Genomic DNA, 19,320 nt, shown 5'->3' with positions numbered 1-19,320 from the left:
TTTAAGACCTCACCTGCTGAATTCGTTTCTTGATTTTGGGTCCCAGTTTCTGTTTCCGGGAAAACAGTGCTGCGGCAACAGCATAGGCCAGCAACACCAAAGGATAGGCCCAGATGCCCATTTCATCTTTACTAATGCGCGTTTTGACCGCCATCAGGGCCACAATCAGACTGGCAAAAATCAGTAAGGCCGGGAACAGTTTTAAATAACGTCCCTGACGTGGGCTTACTTCACACAATGCAATCGCCAGCATTAAGGCAACCACAATGGAAAAGGGTACGAAGAGACGCCAGCCCAATTCACTCACAACGACAGGATCATTGCGGTTGTTCCAAAGTTTGGCAATTGGTAAGGCTTCCACTTCAGCGCTTTCAAATTTTGCTTCTTGATCACTTTCTAAACGTAAACGATAAGATTGAAACTCTGCTTGTGTATATTTTGGTGTTCCCGGGAAAATTTCATAACGGCGCCCTTCTACCAAATCCACAATACTGGCCGTTTCATTAGCAACATCTACACGGGTGGCTTCCTTCGCCAAAATCATGACATCAGGTTTGCCCGGTTTTTCGGCACGCTGATAGAAAAACACATCTTTTAAATTGTGACGATCTTCCGACAAATCTCCAGCATAAATAGTATAGGGACCAGAGGAAATGAATTCTTTGGGGCGAACCAAATCGAAACCGGTTCTCACCGCCTGATTGGTGATCAGTTCTTCAAAGTGACGCAGTCCCCAAGGGGACATCCACACCATCAATACTGTTTGAACCGCAAGAAAAACCACCGTCAGTGGAATCAGCAAACGTCCCAACTGATTACGGCTGATGCCACTACCATTCATGACTGCCATCTCATGATCGACGTAGAGACGGCCAAACACAAGCATCAGACCAATGAAAAAGCCGAGCGGAAGAATTAATGTTAAAAATTCTGGCAGTCGATAACCAATAATGCTAAACAAAATACTGGTATCTAAACGACCTTGTGCCGCCACACCAAAAAACTTGATCAGCCGACCACCCATCATGATTAAGGTCAATAAAGCAATGACCACCAGGGAGGTAGACAGCACTTGCTTGACCAGATAACGCCGAATAATCAAATTAATTCTTCCCAAAAAAGAAACAAATAAAACTAGCGCTAGTTTACCCGAATGGTGAAAATATAAAACCTATACTGTTGTTGCGCGTTGAAACCCTATTCATAGAAATGTTTCAATGGTTTAATGATTTGCAATCTTTCCAAGGCATGAATACAACACATGAAACTGACCATTAATACGTCATTCCAAGAGAATGCATCTAGCCCATGTTTATTGATATTAGTAGATTCCGAGCAGCTGCAACAGGCCTCGACCACTTATCAAATCAATGATTTAAATAGTTTATTCGAAGCAGCACAATTCAAGGCGAGTCTATGCGAATCTTTAACCCTGATCGGCAAAGTGGCTGCCTGTACCAATACCACGCTGATTGGCCTAGATAAAGCAGCTGAAATTCAGCCGACCAAATTAGCAAAAATCGCACAAAATATTATCAAAGCGTCACAAAAAAAATTCAAACAGATCAGTATTGATATTTCTGCCCTAGCCCCTGAACAGCATTATTTATTTGCACTGGCGCTGACTCAGGCCAGTTATGCATTTGATGAGTACAAATCGAAGAAAAATGAATTTGTGCTTGAAGAAATTCATCTGATTGCCGAAAACAGCACATTAAACCCGCAACAATTGTCTCTGATTCATGCCGTGCAATCTGGTCAGAACCTGGCACGTGATTTAGGCAATCGCCCAGGTAATATCTGTTTCCCAGAATATCTGGCTGAACAGGCTCAAGCTTTGGCAGCACAATATCCGGACCTACTAAAAGTCACCGTGATTAATGAACAGCAAATGGCAGACTTGGGCATGAATGCCTTCCTGGCGGTGAGCAAAGGTTCAGACCGTCCGGGTCGTGTGATTACCCTCGAATATAAAGCCCATACCGAACAGGCACCTGTGGTACTGGTCGGCAAAGGCGTAACCTTTGATACCGGCGGTATTTCACTGAAACCGGGTCTGGGCATGGATGAGATGAAATTTGACATGTGCGGCGCGGCATCCGTTCTCGGCACCATGCGTGCCCTGTGCGAATCTAAACTGCCAATTCATGTGGTCGGTGCCATTGCCGCTGCTGAAAACATGCCTTCAGGTCATGCCACCCGTCCAGGTGATATCGTAACCACCATGAGTGGACAAACGGTGGAAATTTTAAATACCGATGCGGAAGGCCGTTTGGTGCTATGTGATACCCTTACCTACATCAAGCGTTTCAATCCGGCGCTGGTGATTGATATTGCAACCTTGACCGGTGCCTGCGTGGTGGCCTTGGGTTCAGTGTTGTCAGGTTTATTTACTCCGGATGATGAATTGGCTGCTGAAATTACTGCTGCAGGCCAGGCTTCATTTGACCGGGTATGGCGCATGCCGGTAATTGAAGACTATCAGGAACAGCTGGATTCTCCATTTGCCGATATTGCCAATATCGGTGGACCGAAAGCCGGTTCTGTAACGGCTGCTTGTTTCTTGCAACGCTTTACCCGTGAATACCGCTGGGCACATCTCGATGTTGCCGGTACAGCATGGAACTCAGGTACAGCCAAAAGTGCAACCGGTCGTCCTGTACCATTACTGGTTCAGTTCTTGGCCAATCGTGTGCAGTCGAATGGCTAAAGTCAGCTTTTACCTGTTTGAAAAAAGCAATGAACGGCAAGTGCAAAGCACTTGCCGTTTGTGTCGCAAAATTCTGAAACAGCCGGCACAGATCTGGTTATATTGTGAAGATTCCGACTTGCAGCAGCAGCTTGATGAACAGTTGTGGAGTTTTGATCCTGGCAGTTTTATTCCGCATGGCATTGATCAGGAACAGGCCAGCATTTGCATTTCATCCCGCCTGCCGCAAGAGTCTGACTGGATTGTGTTTAATTTTAACAATCAAGCCCTTGAACAGATTGATAAATTTAGTCACATTATAGAAATCATCGAAAATAATGAATCGGCAAAGCAACTGGGTCGTGAAAAATTTAAACAATATCGACGCTTAGGTATTGAGCCGCGAACGTTCAAGCTTTAGCCGATCAATGGAAATAAGGAGAGATGTGGTGGCATTAAATGTCGGTCAAGATTTTAAACAGCGCTGGTTAAACGTACCTGAGGCTGTTCGTCAGGCATTTATTGATGACCTACACCGCGTCTGCAATGTCCTCAAACCTGAAACCAATATTCAGAAGTGGCTAGAAAAAGACAAAGAAGCCCAGCAGCAATCTTATGAAAAGATTGAACATGCCTATGCCGAACGTAAGGCCCAGCTGATTGAAGAAGCGCGCTTGCACAAGCAACGTGCCCTAGAACAGTCGCTGGAAAATAAGCGTGCCGAACAGGCAGCTTATGCACGGGCATTACAGCTAGACGAAGAAAGACAATTTGCCGAGCAGGTTCATACCTTGGCTTTTATACGTCAAAATATAGAGCACGAAACGCAAACCTATACTGCACGTTATCACAAGAACCCTGCGGGCCCGGCCTTGAATTTTGCCAAGGGCATGTTCTCGATTGCTGACCATGAAATATTATCGGAGCTAGAAAGCCTACGTTTACGTCTGGAATTGGAAGCTGAAACGCTGATTGAGCAAGCGGTGACTGTATTTCGCGCCAAGTTGCATCAGGCCAGTCAGGAAGAAATTGACTATATTTTAAAGAACTCTAATTTATCTTCGGAAAAACCTGGCACTTGAGTTTCAGCATGGCGACTTCAGGTATTTTTTAAATATTGTTGTCATGACAAAAAAAGTCTATTTCCGTGGACTTTTTTTTGACTTCAGCATATGGAATGAGGCTGAAATTCAAAGTATTCAAAATTAAAACAGGTCCACCGCTAAACCCAGTATATTCCCTGCACCGTAGCCTATACTCAATAATACCGCAATCCAGATTAAACCACCGGCCACGTTATACAGCATAAAACTCAAGAGATTCATATGCCCTGCCCCTGCAGCAAAGGGAGCAAATGAACGTACAAATGGAACAAAGCGAGCCATCAAAATGGTTTTACCACCATGCTTGGTAAAATAATGGTTGGTTTTTACGATATAGGCCGGTTTTAAGTAACGTGAATGTTCATGGAAAAACTTAAACCCCAAAATCTGCCCAGTATAATAATTGACAATATAACCCAGTACCGCAGCACTAAACAGCAACAGTCCCATGGTATTTAAATGGATCACATCTGTGGTTGAGCAGAGGGCACCAATCGCAATCAGCAGGCTGTCTCCCGGCAAGAAGAACATAAATACGGAACCAGTTTCTGCAAAGATAATCAGAAATAAAATGGCATAGATCCACAGACCATACTGATCCAGCAAAGTAGGCAACCATTGTTCAATATGCATTAAAAAATCAAGCATCTTCAGCTACTCACTTTAACCACATTATTTTCATAACTTATTAAAAATAAAAACTAAAAACAAAAAAAACAGCCTGACTTTTCAATCAGACTGTTTTCTATTCTAAGATGTTTTACTTCAAGAAGCCATTTTCTGCTAAAAATGCCATGCTTAATTTGGATTGCTCTTTGACTTCAGCAGCTTTATCCCCCAGCATTAAACGCTCGATATAACGCGCTAAAACATCAACTTCCAGATTCACTTTGGCGCCGGTTTTCCAGGTGCCAATATTGGTTCGTTCTGCCGTATGCGGAATCAGGTTCAGGCTGATAATATTGCCACGCAGGTGGTTAATGGTCAGACTAATGCCATCTACCGTGACCGAGCCTTTTTCTGCCAGATATTTGGCAATTTCCGCCGGAGCCGTGACCTCATAATAAATGGAACGCGCATCTTCACGTACCAGCGTGATTTCACCGACCGCATCGACATGACCACTGACGATATGTCCGCCAAAACGGGTGGTCGGCAACATGGCTTTTTCCACATTAACCGGCTGCCCCACTTTCCATGTACCTAAAGTAGTTCGATTCAGACTTTCACGTGAAACGTCAGCGGCATACCAGTTTTCGCCCCATTCAATCACAGTCAGGCAGATCCCGTTGGTGGCAATCGAATCGCCCAAATGCACATCAGACATGTCGAGGTCGGTGCCAATACGCAGACGCACATCACCACCCACATTTTGCAAGCTTTCTACTTTACCTAGACTTTCAATAATGCCTGTAAACATAACTTTTTCTCTAATTCTGTCCTTGTTTTACCACAATGCCAGTTGCGTACTTACACCGGTCGTATCCACACCGCCAAGTTCAGCAAAATGATACAGCTGACCCAAGAGTTGGCGTAATGGCGGACCCGATTTGGCATGGGTATCGGTGATGACAATAAATTCAAGCACACGTGCGCGCTCTGACTGGCGCTGCTTGCTGACACGATAACGCGGTACATCTTGGGTCAGCAAGGTGACGCGACCACGCTTCAAGTTAGCCTGCAACAAATCGCCCGCTTCAATATTACCATCAGTCGAATAGCTGGTCAGAATATAACGTGCATTAATGGTTGCCAATAATTTTTCATAGGCTTCTTTGGCATGCTTGGAAGAATTGTACTGGCTCGGACGTTCTTTACGCCATGCCCGGTCAATCCCGCTTTTAAAGCCTTTGGTGTCTGGACTCGGCAAATCTACCTGATCCCACAGCGTCAAGGCATTCAATACATGATAGTTACTGCTATAGGCATGCTGGTTATACGGTGGATCCAGATAAGCGATATCGACTTCAAAATGACTCATCTGATTGGCCAGATGCTGGGCATCAACACACCACATTTCCGCGGCCGGCTTTTTCGGGTCACCAATTTCACAGAAACGGCTTGGGGTCAGCCAGAGTAAGGATTCAATCCGTTCCAGAGCCGTTTGGGTTTTACCGCCCCAGCCATGGTGGAAACTTTTAAATACCCCAGAAGTATTACTGACGAAACTGGCCGAATACAGCAAGGGTGCCAGCAAAGCCGACATTTCTACATCATCAATCGCACCTTGTGCCTGCCAAGTGGCAATCTGCTGACGGATGGCATCAATACGCATCCCGTTACGACGTTTGAAGAACAGACGGTCGCGAGTCGGATCATAGATTTCGTCATTACGCGGGCACAGGTTATGCGTCACCCAGCCTTTGACTTCCGGCAAACGGTTCAGATAATCAATCGCTTTTTGATAGCCGCCCAACTCTTTAAATGCTGGTGCTTCGACACAGGACAAAATCGCGCTATTTAACGCATGGCTGTAGGGTTCCCAGTCATTGGCAATGACCCGATAGCCATTTTGTCGCGCCAGACGCGAAACCACGCCGGAACCAGCGAAAAAGTCAGCAAAAATTGGCGCACGACCATTGTGATTATTTAAGGTTCCCGTACTCTCAAGCGCTTCCAAAATCAGATGCAGTAACCGGCGCTTATTGCCTAAATACGGAACAAGCTGGTTGAAAAGGTATTCATCTGTAGTACGTGCTGAATGACGACGTTTATGATAAACCGAAGACTCTGAATTCATACTGTCTCTTGAGAAGGGATTAACCTTAAGCGCACATCATTCCCGACTTGAACCAGGTCGATGAGCTTAAATCGAAGTTGCTCTGCCATACGGTCGAATTCCGCATTAAACATCGCACGAGCGGTTTGACCTAAAAAGGTCGGTGCAACATAGCTGATCATTTCATCCACCAGCTGTGCCTGTAAAAAGGCCGTGGATAATGTTGCCCCTGCTTCCACCAGCACATCATAAATCTGATGTTGGGTAGATAAGGTCTGTAGCAGCTCTTTTAAAGGCTGTACTGGCAATTGTAGCACGCCCAAATCGGCCAGTTCCTGACGAAACGGTCCCATCACCATGAACGTTTCGGGCTGCTGCAGTATTTTTGCAGTCAGAGGTAAACGCCCCTGACGGTCCAGTACCAGACGTTTGGGCTGCACAATCGTACTGATATCGGCAATGCCATTCAGCTGACGCACATTCAGCTGGCAGTCATCGGCAAGTACCGTTTCAATGCCAGTAATCACCACACCGGAAATGGCACGCCAGTGCTGTACATCCTGACGGGCCTCGCTTCCGGTAATCCATTTCGATTCACCCGATGCCATGGCAGTTCGACCATCCAGGCTGGAAGCGACTTTTAAACGCACATAAGGCATGCCAGTGGCCATGGTTTTTAAAAAACCCAGATTGAGTTTTTCTGCTTCTTGTTCGCAAATACCAACACTGACGTCAATACCTGCCTCTTTTAAAATCTGCACGCCTTTACCCGCCACTAAGGGATTCGGGTCCGGACAGGCCACAATCACTTTTGCAATTCCAGCTTCGACCAGACCTTTGGCACACGGCGGTGTACGGCCATAATGCGCACACGGCTCCAAAGTGACATAAGCTGTTGCGCCTTTGGCTTGCTCACCGGCCTGACGCATGGCAAATACTTCTGCATGCGGTTGCCCGGCCTTCGGATGAAAGCCCTCACCGACCAATTGACCATCTTTAACGATGACACAGCCGACATTGGGATTGGGTTTGGTTGAATATTGTCCAAGTCGTGCCAATTCGATTGCACGTTGCATCCAGAGCTGATCTGGCTGAATAGAATCTTGTTTTAACTCGGACATTGCATGGCTCTTGGAAAATAAATCTTAGTGTTCGCGCTGTTGCATTTGTTCAATTTGACGACGAAAGGCTTCGACATCCTGGAAGTCTTGATACACCGAGGCAAAACGGACGTAAGCGACATGGTCTAAGGCAAATAAAGCCTGCATGACAATTTCGCCAATGGTGCGTGATTTTACATCGCGCTCACCTAAACGGCGAATCTGCAACTGGATATCACTGAGTACGGTTTCAATCTGTTCCTGGGTCACCGGCCTTTTTTGCAAAGCATGCATCAGGGAACGACGCATTTTTGCTTCGTCAAACGGTTCACTCTTGCCATCAGATTTAATCACCCGGGGCATCACCACTTCATAGGTTTCAAAGGTGGTAAAACGTTCTCCGCAGCTGATACATTCACGACGTCGACGAATCTGGCAACCTTCGGCAGCCAAACGCGAATCGATCACTTTACTATCTGCAGCGTTGCAAAATGGACAGTGCATAGCGGTTTAATTGAACAAATCAAATCGGATTCAGAGTGTAGCAAAAATTCTGCCCTTTGTAGAGACTTACGCAAGATATGGAAAAAAAACAGCCCTGACGGGCTGTTTTACACAATATATTGATTATTGGTTTTTATATTATTCTACACGTTCGCCATGTTGACTCAGGTCCAGACCCATACGTTCGTCATCACTCGCAACACGGATACCAATGACCAGATCAATCACTTTCAGAATGATAAAGGTCAATACTGCAGAGTAAGCAATGGTTGCCAGTACACCTTCAAGTTGCACCCATAATTGATGCATCATGTCTGTCGGTACTTTATCACCCATAATAAATTCACTGGCAAATACTGCAGTCAGAATTGCACCGACAATACCACCCACACCATGCAGACCAAAGGCATCCAAAGAGTCATCCGCTTTCAGTGCACGTTTAAGTGCAGTAATACCCCAGAAACACACCACACCACCGATCAAGCCCATAGCTAACGCACCGCCTACAGTCACGAAACCTGCTGCCGGTGTAATGACCACCAGGCCAGCAACTGCACCAGATGCACCACCCAATACCGAAGCTTTACCACGAATCACTTTTTCAGTAATTAACCACGAGATTGCAGCAGCGGCAGCAGCAACTTGTGTAGCAATAAGTGCATAACTGGCTGAACCGTTGGCACCGAGTGCAGAACCACCATTGAAACCGAACCAGCCTACCCATACCAAGCTTGCGCCCACCACGGTTAAAGTCAGGTTATGGGGAGCCATTGATTCACGGCCCAAGCCCATACGTTTACCGAGCATGTATGCAGCAACCAGACCTGCAACACCAGAGTTAATATGAACCACCGTACCACCGGCAAAGTCAAGCGCGCCATCATTGGCTAACCAGCCGCCACCCCATACCCAGTGAGTAATTGGCGCGTACACAATCACACTCCAAAGTGTAATGAATGCAACGAAAGCTCCAAATTTCATACGTTCTGCAATCGAACCGGTAATAATAGCTACAGTAATGATGGCAAAAGTCATTTGGAAAATCACAAACAAAACTTCCGGAATCGTTCCAGTTAAGGCATCTGTGGTAATGCCGGATAGCATGATTTTATCCAGGTTACCAATGAAAGCATTGCCACTGCCAAAGGCCAGGCTATAACCAATCACCACCCAGGTAATACTGACAATGGCTGCTGCAACAAAGCTATGTGCCATGGTACCAAGTACGTTTTTCTTACGAACCATACCGCCGTAAAATAATGCAAGTCCGGGAATGGTCATCAATAGAACCAGTGCTGTAGACACTAAAATCCATGAGGTGTCACCTGTATCTAATTTTGGTTCTTCTTCGACAGGTGCTGCTGTTTGTTCAGCTGGATCAGGTGCCGCAGCTAATTCAGAATTTGTTGTTAAAGACGAGGCAGCTGTTTCAGTCGCTGCGACATTTTCAGCAGGAGTGGATGCTGCTGTTAGTGCTTCTTCAGCCCATGCAACAGAACCACCTAAAAGTGCGCCAGATAAACTCAGCGCAATAAGCATTTTTTTCATTCGTATCCCCCAACCTAGTTTTGTGAGTTATTAGCTACTCAGCAAACTTCATGCCAAATTAAACAGCATCTGCACCTGTTTCACCGGTACGGATACGGATGACTTGTTCTAAATTAGTAACGAAAATTTTACCGTCACCAATTTTTCCTGTGCTTGCTACACGGGTAATCGATTCAATGACTGAATCAACCATTTCATCGCTAATCGCGATTTCAATTTTCACTTTAGGCAAAAAATCAACAACATATTCTGCACCACGGTAAAGTTCAGTATGACCTTTTTGACGACCAAAGCCTTTGACTTCAGTTACGGTGATCCCTTGAACACCAATGTCAGAGAGTGCTTCACGCACATCATCCAATTTAAAGGGTTTTACAATTGCAGTTACGAGCTTCATGTTTGTTTTCCTTCGGCTTCTTTCACCAGTAAGGTTTTATGTTCAAATTCCGTGCCAAAAATTCTAAGGTTGGGGGAAATAGAAACTTTGACACGAGTTTTCTTTATAACCTATTTTATCCTTTTACATGTAGTCTGAATTCCAGAAACTAGACATTTTTACTATAAAATTAACGATTTTAAACATCGGATAAAGCTATATCCGGTCGAGTGGGACTATGGTCCAAGTAGCAGCAATGTTACACTAGCACCACTTCTCCATCTTTATATGGGTACTGCAATGATTGAAACCTTATTACAAGCCATAATGGAACAGCTCGATCAACCGAAAAAAGATATTGAGCATAATTTACGTGCCTTACTGAACGAAGCAGTCAGCAAGATAGATCTGGTTTCCAAAGAAGAAATTGAACGTCAACGTACTGCATTAAATAATGCCAACCTACGCTTGAATGAACTGCTTAAACAGGTTGAAGCTTTAGAAATTAAAATCAAGAACAATAAATAAGCACTTGTTTAGTGCATAAAAAGACCAAAAACGATTAAAAATAACGCACCACAATGGAACAATAATAAATGTCTTTTGCTAAAATTTACACTCGAGGTCTGCTTGGACTTCATGCACCTTTAATTGAGGTGGAAGTTCATGTCAGTCAGGGTTTGCCTTCTTTAACCATTGTTGGGCTGCCTGAAGCAGCAGTTCGGGAAAGTAAAGACCGAGTACGTTCTGCCATTATTAATAGTGGTTTCCAATTCCCCACCAAACGTCTCACCATCAATTTAGCGCCTGCAGACTTACCCAAGGATGGCTCTCGTCTGGATTTGCCCATTGCTTTGGGGATTTTAATCGCGTCAGGCCAACTACCTGAAAATGTGACAGATCAGCTGGAATTTATTGGTGAACTGGCCCTGGATGGTCAACTTCGTCCCATCAGCGGTATTTTAAGCATTGCCATTGCCTGCCAGCAGTCTGGACATCAACTGATTCTACCGGAACAAAATGCCCAAGATGCTTCGCAACTGCCCAATTTTGAAGTGTTTGCTGCCCACCATCTCAAAAATGTCTGTGAACATTTATCCAGACAACATCCACTTCAGCAATATCAAGCCCCTAGCAGCAATCCAATCAATCAGTACAAATTTGATTTAGCAGATATCAAAGGTCAATTGCGCCCACGACGGGCTTTGGAAATTGCTGCCGCTGGTGGACATTCACTATTGTTTAAAGGCCCGCCCGGTACAGGGAAAACACTGTTAGCTTCACGGCTGGCCAGTATTTTGCCCCCTCTGGACATGCAGGAGAATCTGGAAGTAGCCAGTATTTATTCGGTTGCCAATAGCTCACATCCCTTTGGGCAGCGCCCTTTTCGTGCGCCACATCATACCGCTTCCGCAATTGCTTTAGTGGGTGGGGGTTCACATCCCAAACCGGGGGAAATTACGCTGGCTCATTTGGGCGTATTATTTTTAGATGAGCTGCCTGAATTTGATCGCAAGGTCTTGGAAGTCTTAAGACAACCGCTCGAATCCAAGGAAATAGTGATTTCCCGTGCCTCCAGGCAAATTACCTTCCCGGCCAACTTTCAACTCATTGCCGCAATGAATCCCTGCCCTTGTGGTTATGCTTTTAATCAGGATATCCGCTGCCAATGTTCCCCAGATGCGATTAAACGTTATCAAAACCGGATTTCAGGCCCTCTTCTGGACCGGATTGACCTGCATATTGATGTGCCGCCTTTACAAGCCCATGAATTACAGGCGACTACACCAGTTGAAAACTCACACACGGTTCGGGAACGGGTAATTCAGGCCTATAATTTACAAATCCAGCGACAACAATGCCTGAATCATGCTTTAAGTCCCAAACAGCTGGAACAGTTCGCAGCTCTCGATACACAGGCACAAAAAATGCTGGAAATGGCCCAACAACGCTTAAACTTGTCTGCCCGCGCCTACCACCGGGTATTACGTGTCGCGCGAAGCATTGCCGATTTAACCCAACATACTGACATTCAAAGCCAGCATTTAACTGAAGCGTTGTCCTATCGGGCACAACAGGGTTAATACTAGATGCGAAACTTTATTCGTCATCCTGAAAGTCTTGTCGATGCCATACAGATGGGCCAAATGATTAAACAGACATTTAAAGGTCAGTCCGGTTCAAATGATGGCGAATACCTGATTGCCAATACCTTGGCTAGCCTTTTTTTACCTGGATCGTCATAACACGGCATGAATTGTGCTGATCCGCGCTGCATTTTCTGCAACAGCCTGCACATCAGATTCTGACCTATAAAAAAACCTCCAAAGTCATGCTTTGGAGGTTTTTTAATGCTTTGAAATTACAATTAGAATGTTTTGGTAAGGGTAAATACTGCACCGGTATCCACCGCACGTTCTGCGACATCCGATAAACCATCGGTATCGGTATTGGTTCCTACAGCTGCCAGTTCAGCACTGGCACCTGAAATGGATTTAAAGCCATACGTTACCCCCACTTTCCAGTCTACATAATTATCATCACCATCATAAAAGCTATATTTGTCTTCATCCACAACGGTATAGCCTACAGCAGCAACCCCACCAAAACCTGATGAACCAAATGGAACTGAATAACCCACATTCACATTCCAGCTGTCTGCATCTGCACCGGCATAGTCATTGGTATAATTGAGATTGGTTAAAATGCTATCACCTTCCGCAATCACACTCTTGAAGCCTAATTTGCCATATAATTCTGCCCAGTTCAGATCGCTGGCACTTGGATAATTATAGTACACCACCCCAACATCTACTGTCGGTTTGCTGCTGAAAGCTTCAAGCGTGGTGGCATAGCCAAGCGATGGATCCAGTTCCAGGCTAGGTGTGCCGCTGCCAAAATTCACATTGGAACCCCACAAGCCAAAATATAACCCTGAAGCATGAGCTAACGTGAATCCTGCTTGTACGGCTGGATCATTTTCCGTTTGAGTCACACCACGGAAACGATAGTCTGTAGTGACGGCTGCACTACCACTAAAAGACAGGCCAAAAGGTAAGGCAGGAGCATCTGCAGCAAATACAGCACCTGACATAGTAGCTAAAGTGGTCACAGCAAATAATTTTTTAAGCATTTTATAGATCCCCGACAGATTTTTATGGATTCAAGAGATATCAGCAATTGCTATGCCAGTTTAAAAAACAACACAGTAATTTTTAGCCAGTAAATCGCCAATAATATATTAATATATTGATATTTATAAATTTATTATTTAAAAATAAAAACAAAACCTAGTCATTTTTCGAGTTTCACAAGATTGACAGCTTTCTCTCTTTTAGATGGTGTGCATGCTAATACAGCTTAAATATTTATTTACAACCTGCCTTATTTTGAGACTATTTTTTCCGGTAGAGCTAAAAATGCCTAGAAAAAGTGCACAAAAAATATTCACTGTATGCTTGTTTATGCATCTCACTCCTTCTCTGACTAAAATCGGCCAGTTAAAACCCCAATCCACCGACTCAAAAATCTGGATCAAAATCAGCTGCTACCTTCTCAAGTTTTAATCAAACAATATTGGCCATGTTTGACTTACTGACATATTAAGCACGCATTGCAGTAAATGTCGGGAGCATGAGCAGCTCCTGCAAAGTTCTGTTTAAAACCTTCATCTTGATCTGCAGACGATTATTCAAAAGTCCTGACATAGACTGGCCAAGAACTGCGAAACCAAGGATGAATCAGCTTTTATGTACCTATGCCCTACTGATAGCTAAAAAAGATCATTATTTTTATCTCACTGCCCACATTTTATGCACAAAAGCATCGCATGGACTTTTTTTGCTGATGATCAGATCATATTTTCAACTCATATAAATCAGGACTCATTGCGCGCAAAAAATAATACAATTTTATCTGGACCTAGCAGAATTTATTCCGACTATGGAATGATTAATATTTTACCAAATGATAAACTGAACAACAATAATTAAAACTTTATCTATAATTTTTGGTCAATTTTTTGATCATTTTAAAGCATATTTCTTAAACAAAAAAAATCGACATGTAAGCCTAATTTTTTGACCAGAATGTCTGATTACTTCAGCCAAAAGTCAGCTGATTTTGCTACTTTTTAAAAAATTAAATCATTATAGAGAGGTGTTTCTGCTGATATCACTGGTTGATAAAAGCCATAGTTTAGGCCTGATATCAAAATTTAGGACGCTAAAATAGAATTTTTCAAAACCACAACTCCCTATCAATTTTTAATGAGGCATCGGCATTAGCCCAGAATTTATTTAGAGTTAAAATATCATATTGTTTTGTAAAAAAATTTACAAAAATAATAATTTTTTAATATTTTGTTAACCAAAAAGTATAATTTATATTTAAACAGGTTATAACTTTAATTAAATAAAATGTATTAAAAAAAGCTTTTTTTGCGATACATTATGTATACAATTCTGCCAATTTCTTCTCCCATTTTGTATAAGGCTCTCTCCCAATGCAAAAAGCTCAAAAACTCACCTTAGCAGTTTTAATTCAAGCTGCCTTAATTTCAACTGCCTATGCCAGTGAACAAAGCGAATCTAAAGGCTTTGTTGAAGATGCTGAAGGTTCTGTATTGTTCCGCACCGGTTATATCAATCGTGATAAAAAAGCACCTGGCAAGAAAGATCAAAGCTCTGCTGCACAATCTGCTATCGTCAAACTCGAGTCTGGTTTCACCCAGGGTGTGGTAGGTTTTGGTGTAAATGCGGTAGGTGATGCTTCATTTAAACTGGGCGAAAACAAAAATGCGAATAATGGCATGATTCCTAAGCATGCACCGACTGCAGAAAATCCAAATGGGGACGCTTATGACCATTGGGCTCGTGGCGGCGCAAGTGTCAAAGCACGTTTTTCCAATACAACTGTTGAATACGGTACGCAAGTTTTAGACTTACCGGTATTGGCCAGCAATACTGCCCGCATGGTTCCTGAATACTTTGAAGGTGTACTTGCAACTAGCCGTGAAATTAAAGGTCTGGAACTAACCGCAGGTAAATTCACTAAAAACCAGTATTCAGACCAGATCAATTCAGATGGTAATGAACTAGACCGTGCAGTGGTTTGGGGTGCTAAATATAAAGTGAATGATGCTTTAAATACTGCATACTACGGTGTAGACATTAAAGATAAATTAGAACGCCATTATGCCAATGTAAACTTTAAGCAAAGTCTTGCCAACAACAGTTCACTCACTTATGACTTCAGTGGCTATCATACTGAATGGGATCGTGGCGCCAATAGCAACTTATATTCATTCATTGGTCCGGCTGATGGTGATTACCAAAACTCAATTTGGGCAGTTTCTGGTACTTATAACAAAGGTCCGCATAATGTCATGTTGGCTTACCAGCAAAACTCAGGCAATACTGGTTATGACTATGGTTTAGGTCGAGGTGTGGGTGATGGTCATCAAACCATTTACATGCCAAACTCTTATCTGTCAGACTTTATTGGTAATGACGAAAAATCAGCGCAAATTCAATATACTTATGACTTTGGTGCAATGAATGTTCCTGGTTTAACCTGGACATCAGCGTTCGTTTACGGTTGGGATATCAAAGCAACTGATAATAAAGGAACAATGATCAGTGACAATGCTCAAGAACGTGAATTCTTTAACCAGGTGAAGTATACCGTTCAAAGCGGTTTTGCTAAAGATGCTAGCCTTCGCCTACGTAATTCTTACTACCGTGCAAGCAATGATTATCAAAGCAACTATATTGGTGATACCAACGAATGGCGTATTTTCTTGGATATTCCTGTGAAATTATTCTAATTCACTCGAATTTCAAGTCATAAAAAACCTGCACAATGTGCAGGTTTTTTATTTAAGTCTTTAAAGACTTAAATTGAAAAAGCAATTATTTATTTGCTTCTGCATAAGCTGCAATTGAGCTCAGTACTTCTTGTTTAGCAACATCAGCACCTTCCCAACCACTTAACTTAACCCATTTACCTGGTTCTAAGTCTTTGTAGTGCTGGAAGAAATGTTCGATTTGGCTGATCAACAATGGAGGAAGATCTGTATATTCCTGAACGTCTTTATAGATCGGTGTTAATTTGTCGTGCGGTACTGCAACCAGTTTCGCATCAACACCACCATCATCTTCCATGTTCAATTTACCTACAGGACGGCAACGAATCACTGAACCTGGTTCAACTGGGTGTGGAGTCACAACCAATACGTCAAGTGGGTCACCATCAAGTGACAATGTGTTTGGCACATAACCATAGTTTGCCGGGTAGAACATTGCAGTACCCATGAAACGGTCTACAAATAATGCATCAGAATCTTTGTCGATTTCGTATTTGATTGGTGCTGCATTTGCAGGAATTTCAATAATTACATAGATGTCGTTTGGTGCATCTTTACCCGCTGGGATATTGCTGTAGCTCATAGCATCACTCTTTAACAAGTTAAATCTTTTTTAAACCGCGACGATTATAACGGTTTTTGCGTATTAAATAACTTTTCGATTATACATCTGCTGGGTGAAAATATATATTTCCACCTTCTCAGGCCTTATGTGGTTAATTTAATGACCAGTAGCAACAGACAAATCGGACAAAGCAAGGACAGGATCCAGATAATAGAACGCAAAGTAGCCCAATTAGCTAAATAGCAGATTCCATAAAAAATACGGAGTAAAATATAGGCAATACCAAAAGTCATGATTACGGTTTGAGAAATCACCATATATTCTGCCATTAAAATGGAGGCAATAAATAAAGGTAAACTTTCAAAACTGTTTTGTTGTACCGCATTGGCACGGGCGGCCAAACCTGTGGTTTTAGCCAAAAATTCGCGCGGGTTCTGGTTATCTCTTGCTTTAAAACCGGCTATTTTTTTTGCAATTGCAGTAAAAACATAGGGCAATAAACATGCGATTAAGATGAGATAGATTATTCCGCTAATGCTTTGCATCTCATTTTTCTCATTAAAATTTTATGCTGCCTATCATAGCATGGTGTTTTCACAATATTTTTTGTAAATTATAGCGTTTTTATAAACGAGCAATAAGGATCCATAATGATCACTCCTGATCAGGAAAAAATGTTTGATGTACTCGAAAAGCAGCGCCAGCATCAACTTAAAGTGGATCGGGTACTCAAAATCGTATTGCCTATTACAGGATTTTTACTTTCAGTCGTGTGTGCCAATTTCAACAGGCTTTCTCTTATTTTTACCATTGTTATTTCTATTCTTGCACTTTGGATGATCGGGATTAAACGCCAAGCCCTTTGGATCTGGACGACAGTCGTTGCACTCTACTGTTTGCTCGATAATTTATATAGCTTTGGTGCATTTGATTTACAGCGATACATCTATCAATTCGGTAGCATCACGACCTTTCTATGGATTACTGGGATAGCACGTCCCTATATTGATCGATGGATGTTAAAAGATTAAAAAGCCCAAATATAAAAGCGCCGATCACGGCGCTTTTTTTATTGCAGCATTTATGCAGTTTTACGCAAGTCTTTACGTAAGATTTTACCTACGTTGGACTTTGGTAATTCATCTATAAATTCAACATAACGTGGGCGTTTGTAGCCTGTTAAGTTCTCTTTAGCGAAAGCAAGCACTTCTTCTGTGGTGAGTGACGGATCTTTCTTCACCACAAACAGTTTAGGCACTTCACCTGATTTTTCATCCGGCACACCAATCGCAGCAACTTCCAATACTTTCGGATGCGTAGAAATTACTTCTTCAATTTCTGAAGGATAAACGTTGAAGCCCGACACCAGAATCATGTCTTTCTTGCGATCTACAATCTTGATATAACCACGATCATCCATGATCCCAATATCACCGGTACGGAAGAAACCGTTGATCATCACTTTTTCAGTTTCATCTGGACGGTTCCAATAGCCTTTCATGACTTGTGGACCACGAATCGAGATTTCACCCTGTTCGCCAAGCGGCACTTCATTACCATCATCATCCAAAATTGCAACTTCAGTCAACGGTAATGGAATACCAATGGTACCGCTAAATTCAGTGGATTGCGGTGGATTGGCTGTTGCAACCGGTGAAGTTTCAGATAAACCGTAACCTTCAATAATATTGGTGCCAGTAATTTTCTTCCATGCTTCAGCAGTAGAAGGCAGGACTGCCATACCGCCACCCATCGCCATTTTCAGTTTGCTATGGTCCAGCTGTCTAAATTCTTCATTGTTCACCAAGGCATTAAACAAGGTATTTACTGCCGGGAAGAATGATGGCTGATATTTACGCAATTCTTTCATTACCGCAGGTAAGTCACGCGGGTTTGGTATAAGCACATTCGCCTGACCTTTATACATGCCGTACAGCGCACAGACCATGAAGGCAAAGATGTGATAGAGTGGCAAAGCACAGAAAATACGGTCATCCGGTTGCCCATCTTGAGCACCAAATTTACTTTGGAAAATACCGTCGCACTGCAACATGTTTGCAACCAGGTTACGGTGAGTCAGTTCAGCCCCTTTAGAAACACCCGTAGTACCACCGGTATATTGAAGTACGGCTGTATCACTGAGCGTCAGGTTTGGACGCTTATAATTGCTTGCGCTGACTTTAGACATTGCTGCATTAAAACGGATATGTCCTGGAATATTCCAAGCCGGAATTTGCTTACGCACTGAACGTAAAACAAAGTTGACTAATGTACCTTTTAAGGCACCCAACATATCACCCACAGAAGCCACTACCACATGCTTCACAGGGGTTTTACCAATAATTGCCTGGTAAACCGTTGCAAAGTTTTCAATAATGACCAGCACTTCAGAACCGGAGTCATTTAACTGATGCTCAAGTTCACGAGAAGTATAAAGCGGGTTTACGTTTACAAGCACTAAACCTGCGCGGAAAATCCCCAATGCGACAACAGGATATTGAAGCACGTTTGGCATCATCACCGCCACACGTGTACCCTTTGCCAAACCTAAACTTTGTAAATATGTTGCAAATTTACGGCTTGCTTCTTCCAACTCATTAAAAGAGAGAACTTTATCCATAAAAATAAAGGCGTCACGTGAGCCAAATTTCTGGAAATTACGTTCAAACACATCAACCAATGAGGTATTTTCAGCCGGTAATTCTACAGTTTCTGGAATCCCTGTCTTTTGGTATTCAGCGAACCAAATCTTTTCCATAATGCCTATCACTCCAATCTTAATCCTTAGTTTTTAAACTATTTTTTTCTTTGCTGAACCTGGTTTTTTCCTTTTGTATTGTTCAACAAAGC

General features: G+C 43.0%; 20 protein-coding genes. 8 read left to right on the top strand and 12 right to left on the bottom strand.

Features of this window, described 5'->3' with window-relative positions; all coding sequences use genetic code 11:
* Window position 1: 1 nt before the first annotated feature.
* Window positions 2-1,102: an LPS export ABC transporter permease LptF gene (gene lptF / locus ACE01T_RS07095; RefSeq protein ID WP_300043850.1), complete on the bottom strand. Its 1,101-nt coding sequence runs from the start codon at window positions 1,100-1,102 to the stop codon at window positions 2-4.
* A 159-nt stretch (window positions 1,103-1,261) separates the two neighbouring features.
* Here lptF and ACE01T_RS07090 point away from each other — a divergent pair, with 159 nt between their 5' ends.
* Genes ACE01T_RS07090 through blhA form a run of 3 tightly spaced genes read left to right on the top strand, consistent with a single transcriptional unit; the run spans window position 1,262 to window position 3,771 of the window.
* Window positions 1,262-2,710 (top strand): leucyl aminopeptidase, encoded by a 1,449-nt coding sequence (locus ACE01T_RS07090; protein ID WP_395519005.1) that lies wholly within the window; start codon window positions 1,262-1,264, stop codon window positions 2,708-2,710.
* Window positions 2,703-3,110, top strand: coding sequence for a DNA polymerase III subunit chi (locus ACE01T_RS07085; RefSeq protein WP_395519004.1), 408 nt, complete (start codon window positions 2,703-2,705; stop codon window positions 3,108-3,110). The genes ACE01T_RS07090 and ACE01T_RS07085 overlap by 8 nt, the downstream gene beginning before the upstream one ends.
* Window positions 3,111-3,135: 25 nt before the next feature.
* Window positions 3,136-3,771 carry a cell division protein BlhA gene (gene blhA / locus ACE01T_RS07080; RefSeq protein ID WP_300043854.1) on the top strand — a complete coding sequence of 212 codons (636 nt, stop codon included), beginning with the start codon at window positions 3,136-3,138 and terminating at the stop codon, window positions 3,769-3,771.
* Window positions 3,772-3,894: 123 nt separating this feature from the next.
* On the opposite strand, the gene ACE01T_RS07075 is transcribed toward blhA, so the two are convergent.
* The 7 genes from ACE01T_RS07075 to glnK form a co-directional block, all read right to left on the bottom strand.
* Window positions 3,895-4,440: a VTT domain-containing protein gene (locus ACE01T_RS07075; protein WP_086195168.1), complete on the bottom strand. Its 546-nt coding sequence runs from the start codon at window positions 4,438-4,440 to the stop codon at window positions 3,895-3,897.
* Window positions 4,441-4,552: 112 nt separating this feature from the next.
* On the bottom strand, window positions 4,553-5,212 hold the full coding sequence (locus tag ACE01T_RS07070) for a riboflavin synthase (protein ID WP_180080833.1): 660 nt from the start codon (window positions 5,210-5,212) through the stop codon (window positions 4,553-4,555).
* A 27-nt stretch (window positions 5,213-5,239) separates the two neighbouring features.
* The gene (locus ACE01T_RS07065; RefSeq protein WP_166169613.1) at window positions 5,240-6,532 is read right to left on the bottom strand and encodes a DNA adenine methylase; all 1,293 of its coding nucleotides are present in this window, start codon (window positions 6,530-6,532) and stop codon (window positions 5,240-5,242) included.
* Window positions 6,529-7,632 carry a bifunctional diaminohydroxyphosphoribosylaminopyrimidine deaminase/5-amino-6-(5-phosphoribosylamino)uracil reductase RibD gene (gene ribD, locus ACE01T_RS07060; RefSeq protein ID WP_300043858.1) on the bottom strand — a complete coding sequence of 368 codons (1,104 nt, stop codon included), beginning with the start codon at window positions 7,630-7,632 and terminating at the stop codon, window positions 6,529-6,531. The genes ACE01T_RS07065 and ribD overlap by 4 nt, the downstream gene beginning before the upstream one ends.
* 24 nt (window positions 7,633-7,656) lie before the next feature.
* The gene (nrdR, locus tag ACE01T_RS07055; protein ID WP_086174158.1) at window positions 7,657-8,115 is read right to left on the bottom strand and encodes a transcriptional regulator NrdR; all 459 of its coding nucleotides are present in this window, start codon (window positions 8,113-8,115) and stop codon (window positions 7,657-7,659) included.
* A gap of 138 nt (window positions 8,116-8,253) precedes the next feature.
* On the bottom strand, window positions 8,254-9,663 hold the full coding sequence (locus tag ACE01T_RS07050) for an ammonium transporter (RefSeq protein WP_300043864.1): 1,410 nt from the start codon (window positions 9,661-9,663) through the stop codon (window positions 8,254-8,256).
* A 58-nt stretch (window positions 9,664-9,721) separates the two neighbouring features.
* On the bottom strand, window positions 9,722-10,060 hold the full coding sequence (gene glnK / locus ACE01T_RS07045; protein WP_086174160.1) for a P-II family nitrogen regulator: 339 nt from the start codon (window positions 10,058-10,060) through the stop codon (window positions 9,722-9,724).
* 279 nt (window positions 10,061-10,339) lie between these two features.
* Between glnK and ACE01T_RS07040 the strand changes: the two genes are divergently transcribed.
* The 3 genes from ACE01T_RS07040 to ACE01T_RS07030 all read left to right on the top strand — a co-directional run bounded on the left by ACE01T_RS07040 (window position 10,340) and on the right by ACE01T_RS07030 (window position 12,285).
* Entirely contained in the window at window positions 10,340-10,567 is a 228-nt protein-coding gene (locus ACE01T_RS07040; RefSeq protein WP_300043868.1) for an accessory factor UbiK family protein, read from the top strand.
* A gap of 68 nt (window positions 10,568-10,635) precedes the next feature.
* Complete coding sequence (locus ACE01T_RS07035) at window positions 10,636-12,123, top strand: YifB family Mg chelatase-like AAA ATPase (RefSeq protein ID WP_395519003.1); 1,488 nt, start codon at window positions 10,636-10,638, stop codon at window positions 12,121-12,123.
* 6 nt (window positions 12,124-12,129) lie between these two features.
* The gene (locus ACE01T_RS07030) at window positions 12,130-12,285 is read left to right on the top strand and encodes a hypothetical protein (RefSeq protein ID WP_300043872.1); all 156 of its coding nucleotides are present in this window, start codon (window positions 12,130-12,132) and stop codon (window positions 12,283-12,285) included.
* A gap of 122 nt (window positions 12,286-12,407) precedes the next feature.
* Here ACE01T_RS07030 and ACE01T_RS07025 read toward each other — a convergent pair whose 3' ends face one another.
* The gene (locus tag ACE01T_RS07025; RefSeq protein ID WP_395519013.1) at window positions 12,408-13,181 is read right to left on the bottom strand and encodes a TorF family putative porin; all 774 of its coding nucleotides are present in this window, start codon (window positions 13,179-13,181) and stop codon (window positions 12,408-12,410) included.
* 1,362 nt (window positions 13,182-14,543) lie between these two features.
* Between ACE01T_RS07025 and ACE01T_RS07020 the strand changes: the two genes are divergently transcribed.
* Window positions 14,544-15,866 (top strand): OprD family outer membrane porin, encoded by a 1,323-nt coding sequence (locus tag ACE01T_RS07020; protein WP_300043874.1) that lies wholly within the window; start codon window positions 14,544-14,546, stop codon window positions 15,864-15,866.
* Window positions 15,867-15,951: 85 nt separating this feature from the next.
* Here the strand turns inward: ACE01T_RS07020 and ppa are convergent, their stop codons facing one another.
* Complete coding sequence (gene ppa / locus ACE01T_RS07015; protein WP_005233448.1) at window positions 15,952-16,488, bottom strand: inorganic diphosphatase; 537 nt, start codon at window positions 16,486-16,488, stop codon at window positions 15,952-15,954.
* A gap of 125 nt (window positions 16,489-16,613) precedes the next feature.
* Complete coding sequence (locus ACE01T_RS07010) at window positions 16,614-17,015, bottom strand: MAPEG family protein (protein WP_300043878.1); 402 nt, start codon at window positions 17,013-17,015, stop codon at window positions 16,614-16,616.
* 105 nt (window positions 17,016-17,120) lie between these two features.
* Here ACE01T_RS07010 and ACE01T_RS07005 point away from each other — a divergent pair, with 105 nt between their 5' ends.
* Window positions 17,121-17,501 carry a hypothetical protein gene (locus ACE01T_RS07005; protein ID WP_395519002.1) on the top strand — a complete coding sequence of 127 codons (381 nt, stop codon included), beginning with the start codon at window positions 17,121-17,123 and terminating at the stop codon, window positions 17,499-17,501.
* 50 nt (window positions 17,502-17,551) lie between these two features.
* Here the strand turns inward: ACE01T_RS07005 and ACE01T_RS07000 are convergent, their stop codons facing one another.
* The gene (locus ACE01T_RS07000) at window positions 17,552-19,228 is read right to left on the bottom strand and encodes an AMP-binding protein (protein WP_166169631.1); all 1,677 of its coding nucleotides are present in this window, start codon (window positions 19,226-19,228) and stop codon (window positions 17,552-17,554) included.
* Window positions 19,229-19,320 lie beyond the last annotated feature (92 nt).

The organism is Acinetobacter uliginosus, from assembly GCF_044130295.1.
Taxonomy (GTDB): domain Bacteria; phylum Pseudomonadota; class Gammaproteobacteria; order Pseudomonadales; family Moraxellaceae; genus Acinetobacter.
Note: the sequence above shows the minus strand (reverse complement) of the source record. Positions and strands in the feature narration are given on the sequence as shown.

Bases quoted from the DNA above. Each gene is read 5' to 3' on its own strand.
- ACE01T_RS07090 (WP_395519005.1), top strand. From the start codon at position 1,262: ATGAAACTGACCATTAATACGTCATTCCAAGAGAATGCATCTAGCCCA.
- ACE01T_RS07085 (WP_395519004.1), top strand. From the start codon at position 2,703: ATGGCTAAAGTCAGCTTTTACCTGTTTGAAAAAAGCAATGAACGGCAA.
- ACE01T_RS07075 (WP_086195168.1), bottom strand. From the start codon at position 4,440: ATGCTTGATTTTTTAATGCATATTGAACAATGGTTGCCTACTTTGCTG.
- ACE01T_RS07070 (WP_180080833.1), bottom strand. From the start codon at position 5,212: ATGTTTACAGGCATTATTGAAAGTCTAGGTAAAGTAGAAAGCTTGCAA.
- ACE01T_RS07065 (WP_166169613.1), bottom strand. From the start codon at position 6,532: ATGAATTCAGAGTCTTCGGTTTATCATAAACGTCGTCATTCAGCACGT.
- ribD (WP_300043858.1), bottom strand. From the start codon at position 7,632: ATGTCCGAGTTAAAACAAGATTCTATTCAGCCAGATCAGCTCTGGATG.
- nrdR (WP_086174158.1), bottom strand. From the start codon at position 8,115: ATGCACTGTCCATTTTGCAACGCTGCAGATAGTAAAGTGATCGATTCG.
- ACE01T_RS07050 (WP_300043864.1), bottom strand. From the start codon at position 9,663: ATGAAAAAAATGCTTATTGCGCTGAGTTTATCTGGCGCACTTTTAGGT.
- glnK (WP_086174160.1), bottom strand. From the start codon at position 10,060: ATGAAGCTCGTAACTGCAATTGTAAAACCCTTTAAATTGGATGATGTG.
- ACE01T_RS07040 (WP_300043868.1), top strand. From the start codon at position 10,340: ATGATTGAAACCTTATTACAAGCCATAATGGAACAGCTCGATCAACCG.
- ACE01T_RS07035 (WP_395519003.1), top strand. From the start codon at position 10,636: ATGTCTTTTGCTAAAATTTACACTCGAGGTCTGCTTGGACTTCATGCA.
- ACE01T_RS07030 (WP_300043872.1), top strand. From the start codon at position 12,130: ATGCGAAACTTTATTCGTCATCCTGAAAGTCTTGTCGATGCCATACAG.
- ACE01T_RS07020 (WP_300043874.1), top strand. From the start codon at position 14,544: ATGCAAAAAGCTCAAAAACTCACCTTAGCAGTTTTAATTCAAGCTGCC.
- ppa (WP_005233448.1), bottom strand. From the start codon at position 16,488: ATGAGCTACAGCAATATCCCAGCGGGTAAAGATGCACCAAACGACATC.
- ACE01T_RS07010 (WP_300043878.1), bottom strand. From the start codon at position 17,015: ATGCAAAGCATTAGCGGAATAATCTATCTCATCTTAATCGCATGTTTA.
- ACE01T_RS07005 (WP_395519002.1), top strand. From the start codon at position 17,121: ATGATCACTCCTGATCAGGAAAAAATGTTTGATGTACTCGAAAAGCAG.
- ACE01T_RS07000 (WP_166169631.1), bottom strand. From the start codon at position 19,228: ATGGAAAAGATTTGGTTCGCTGAATACCAAAAGACAGGGATTCCAGAA.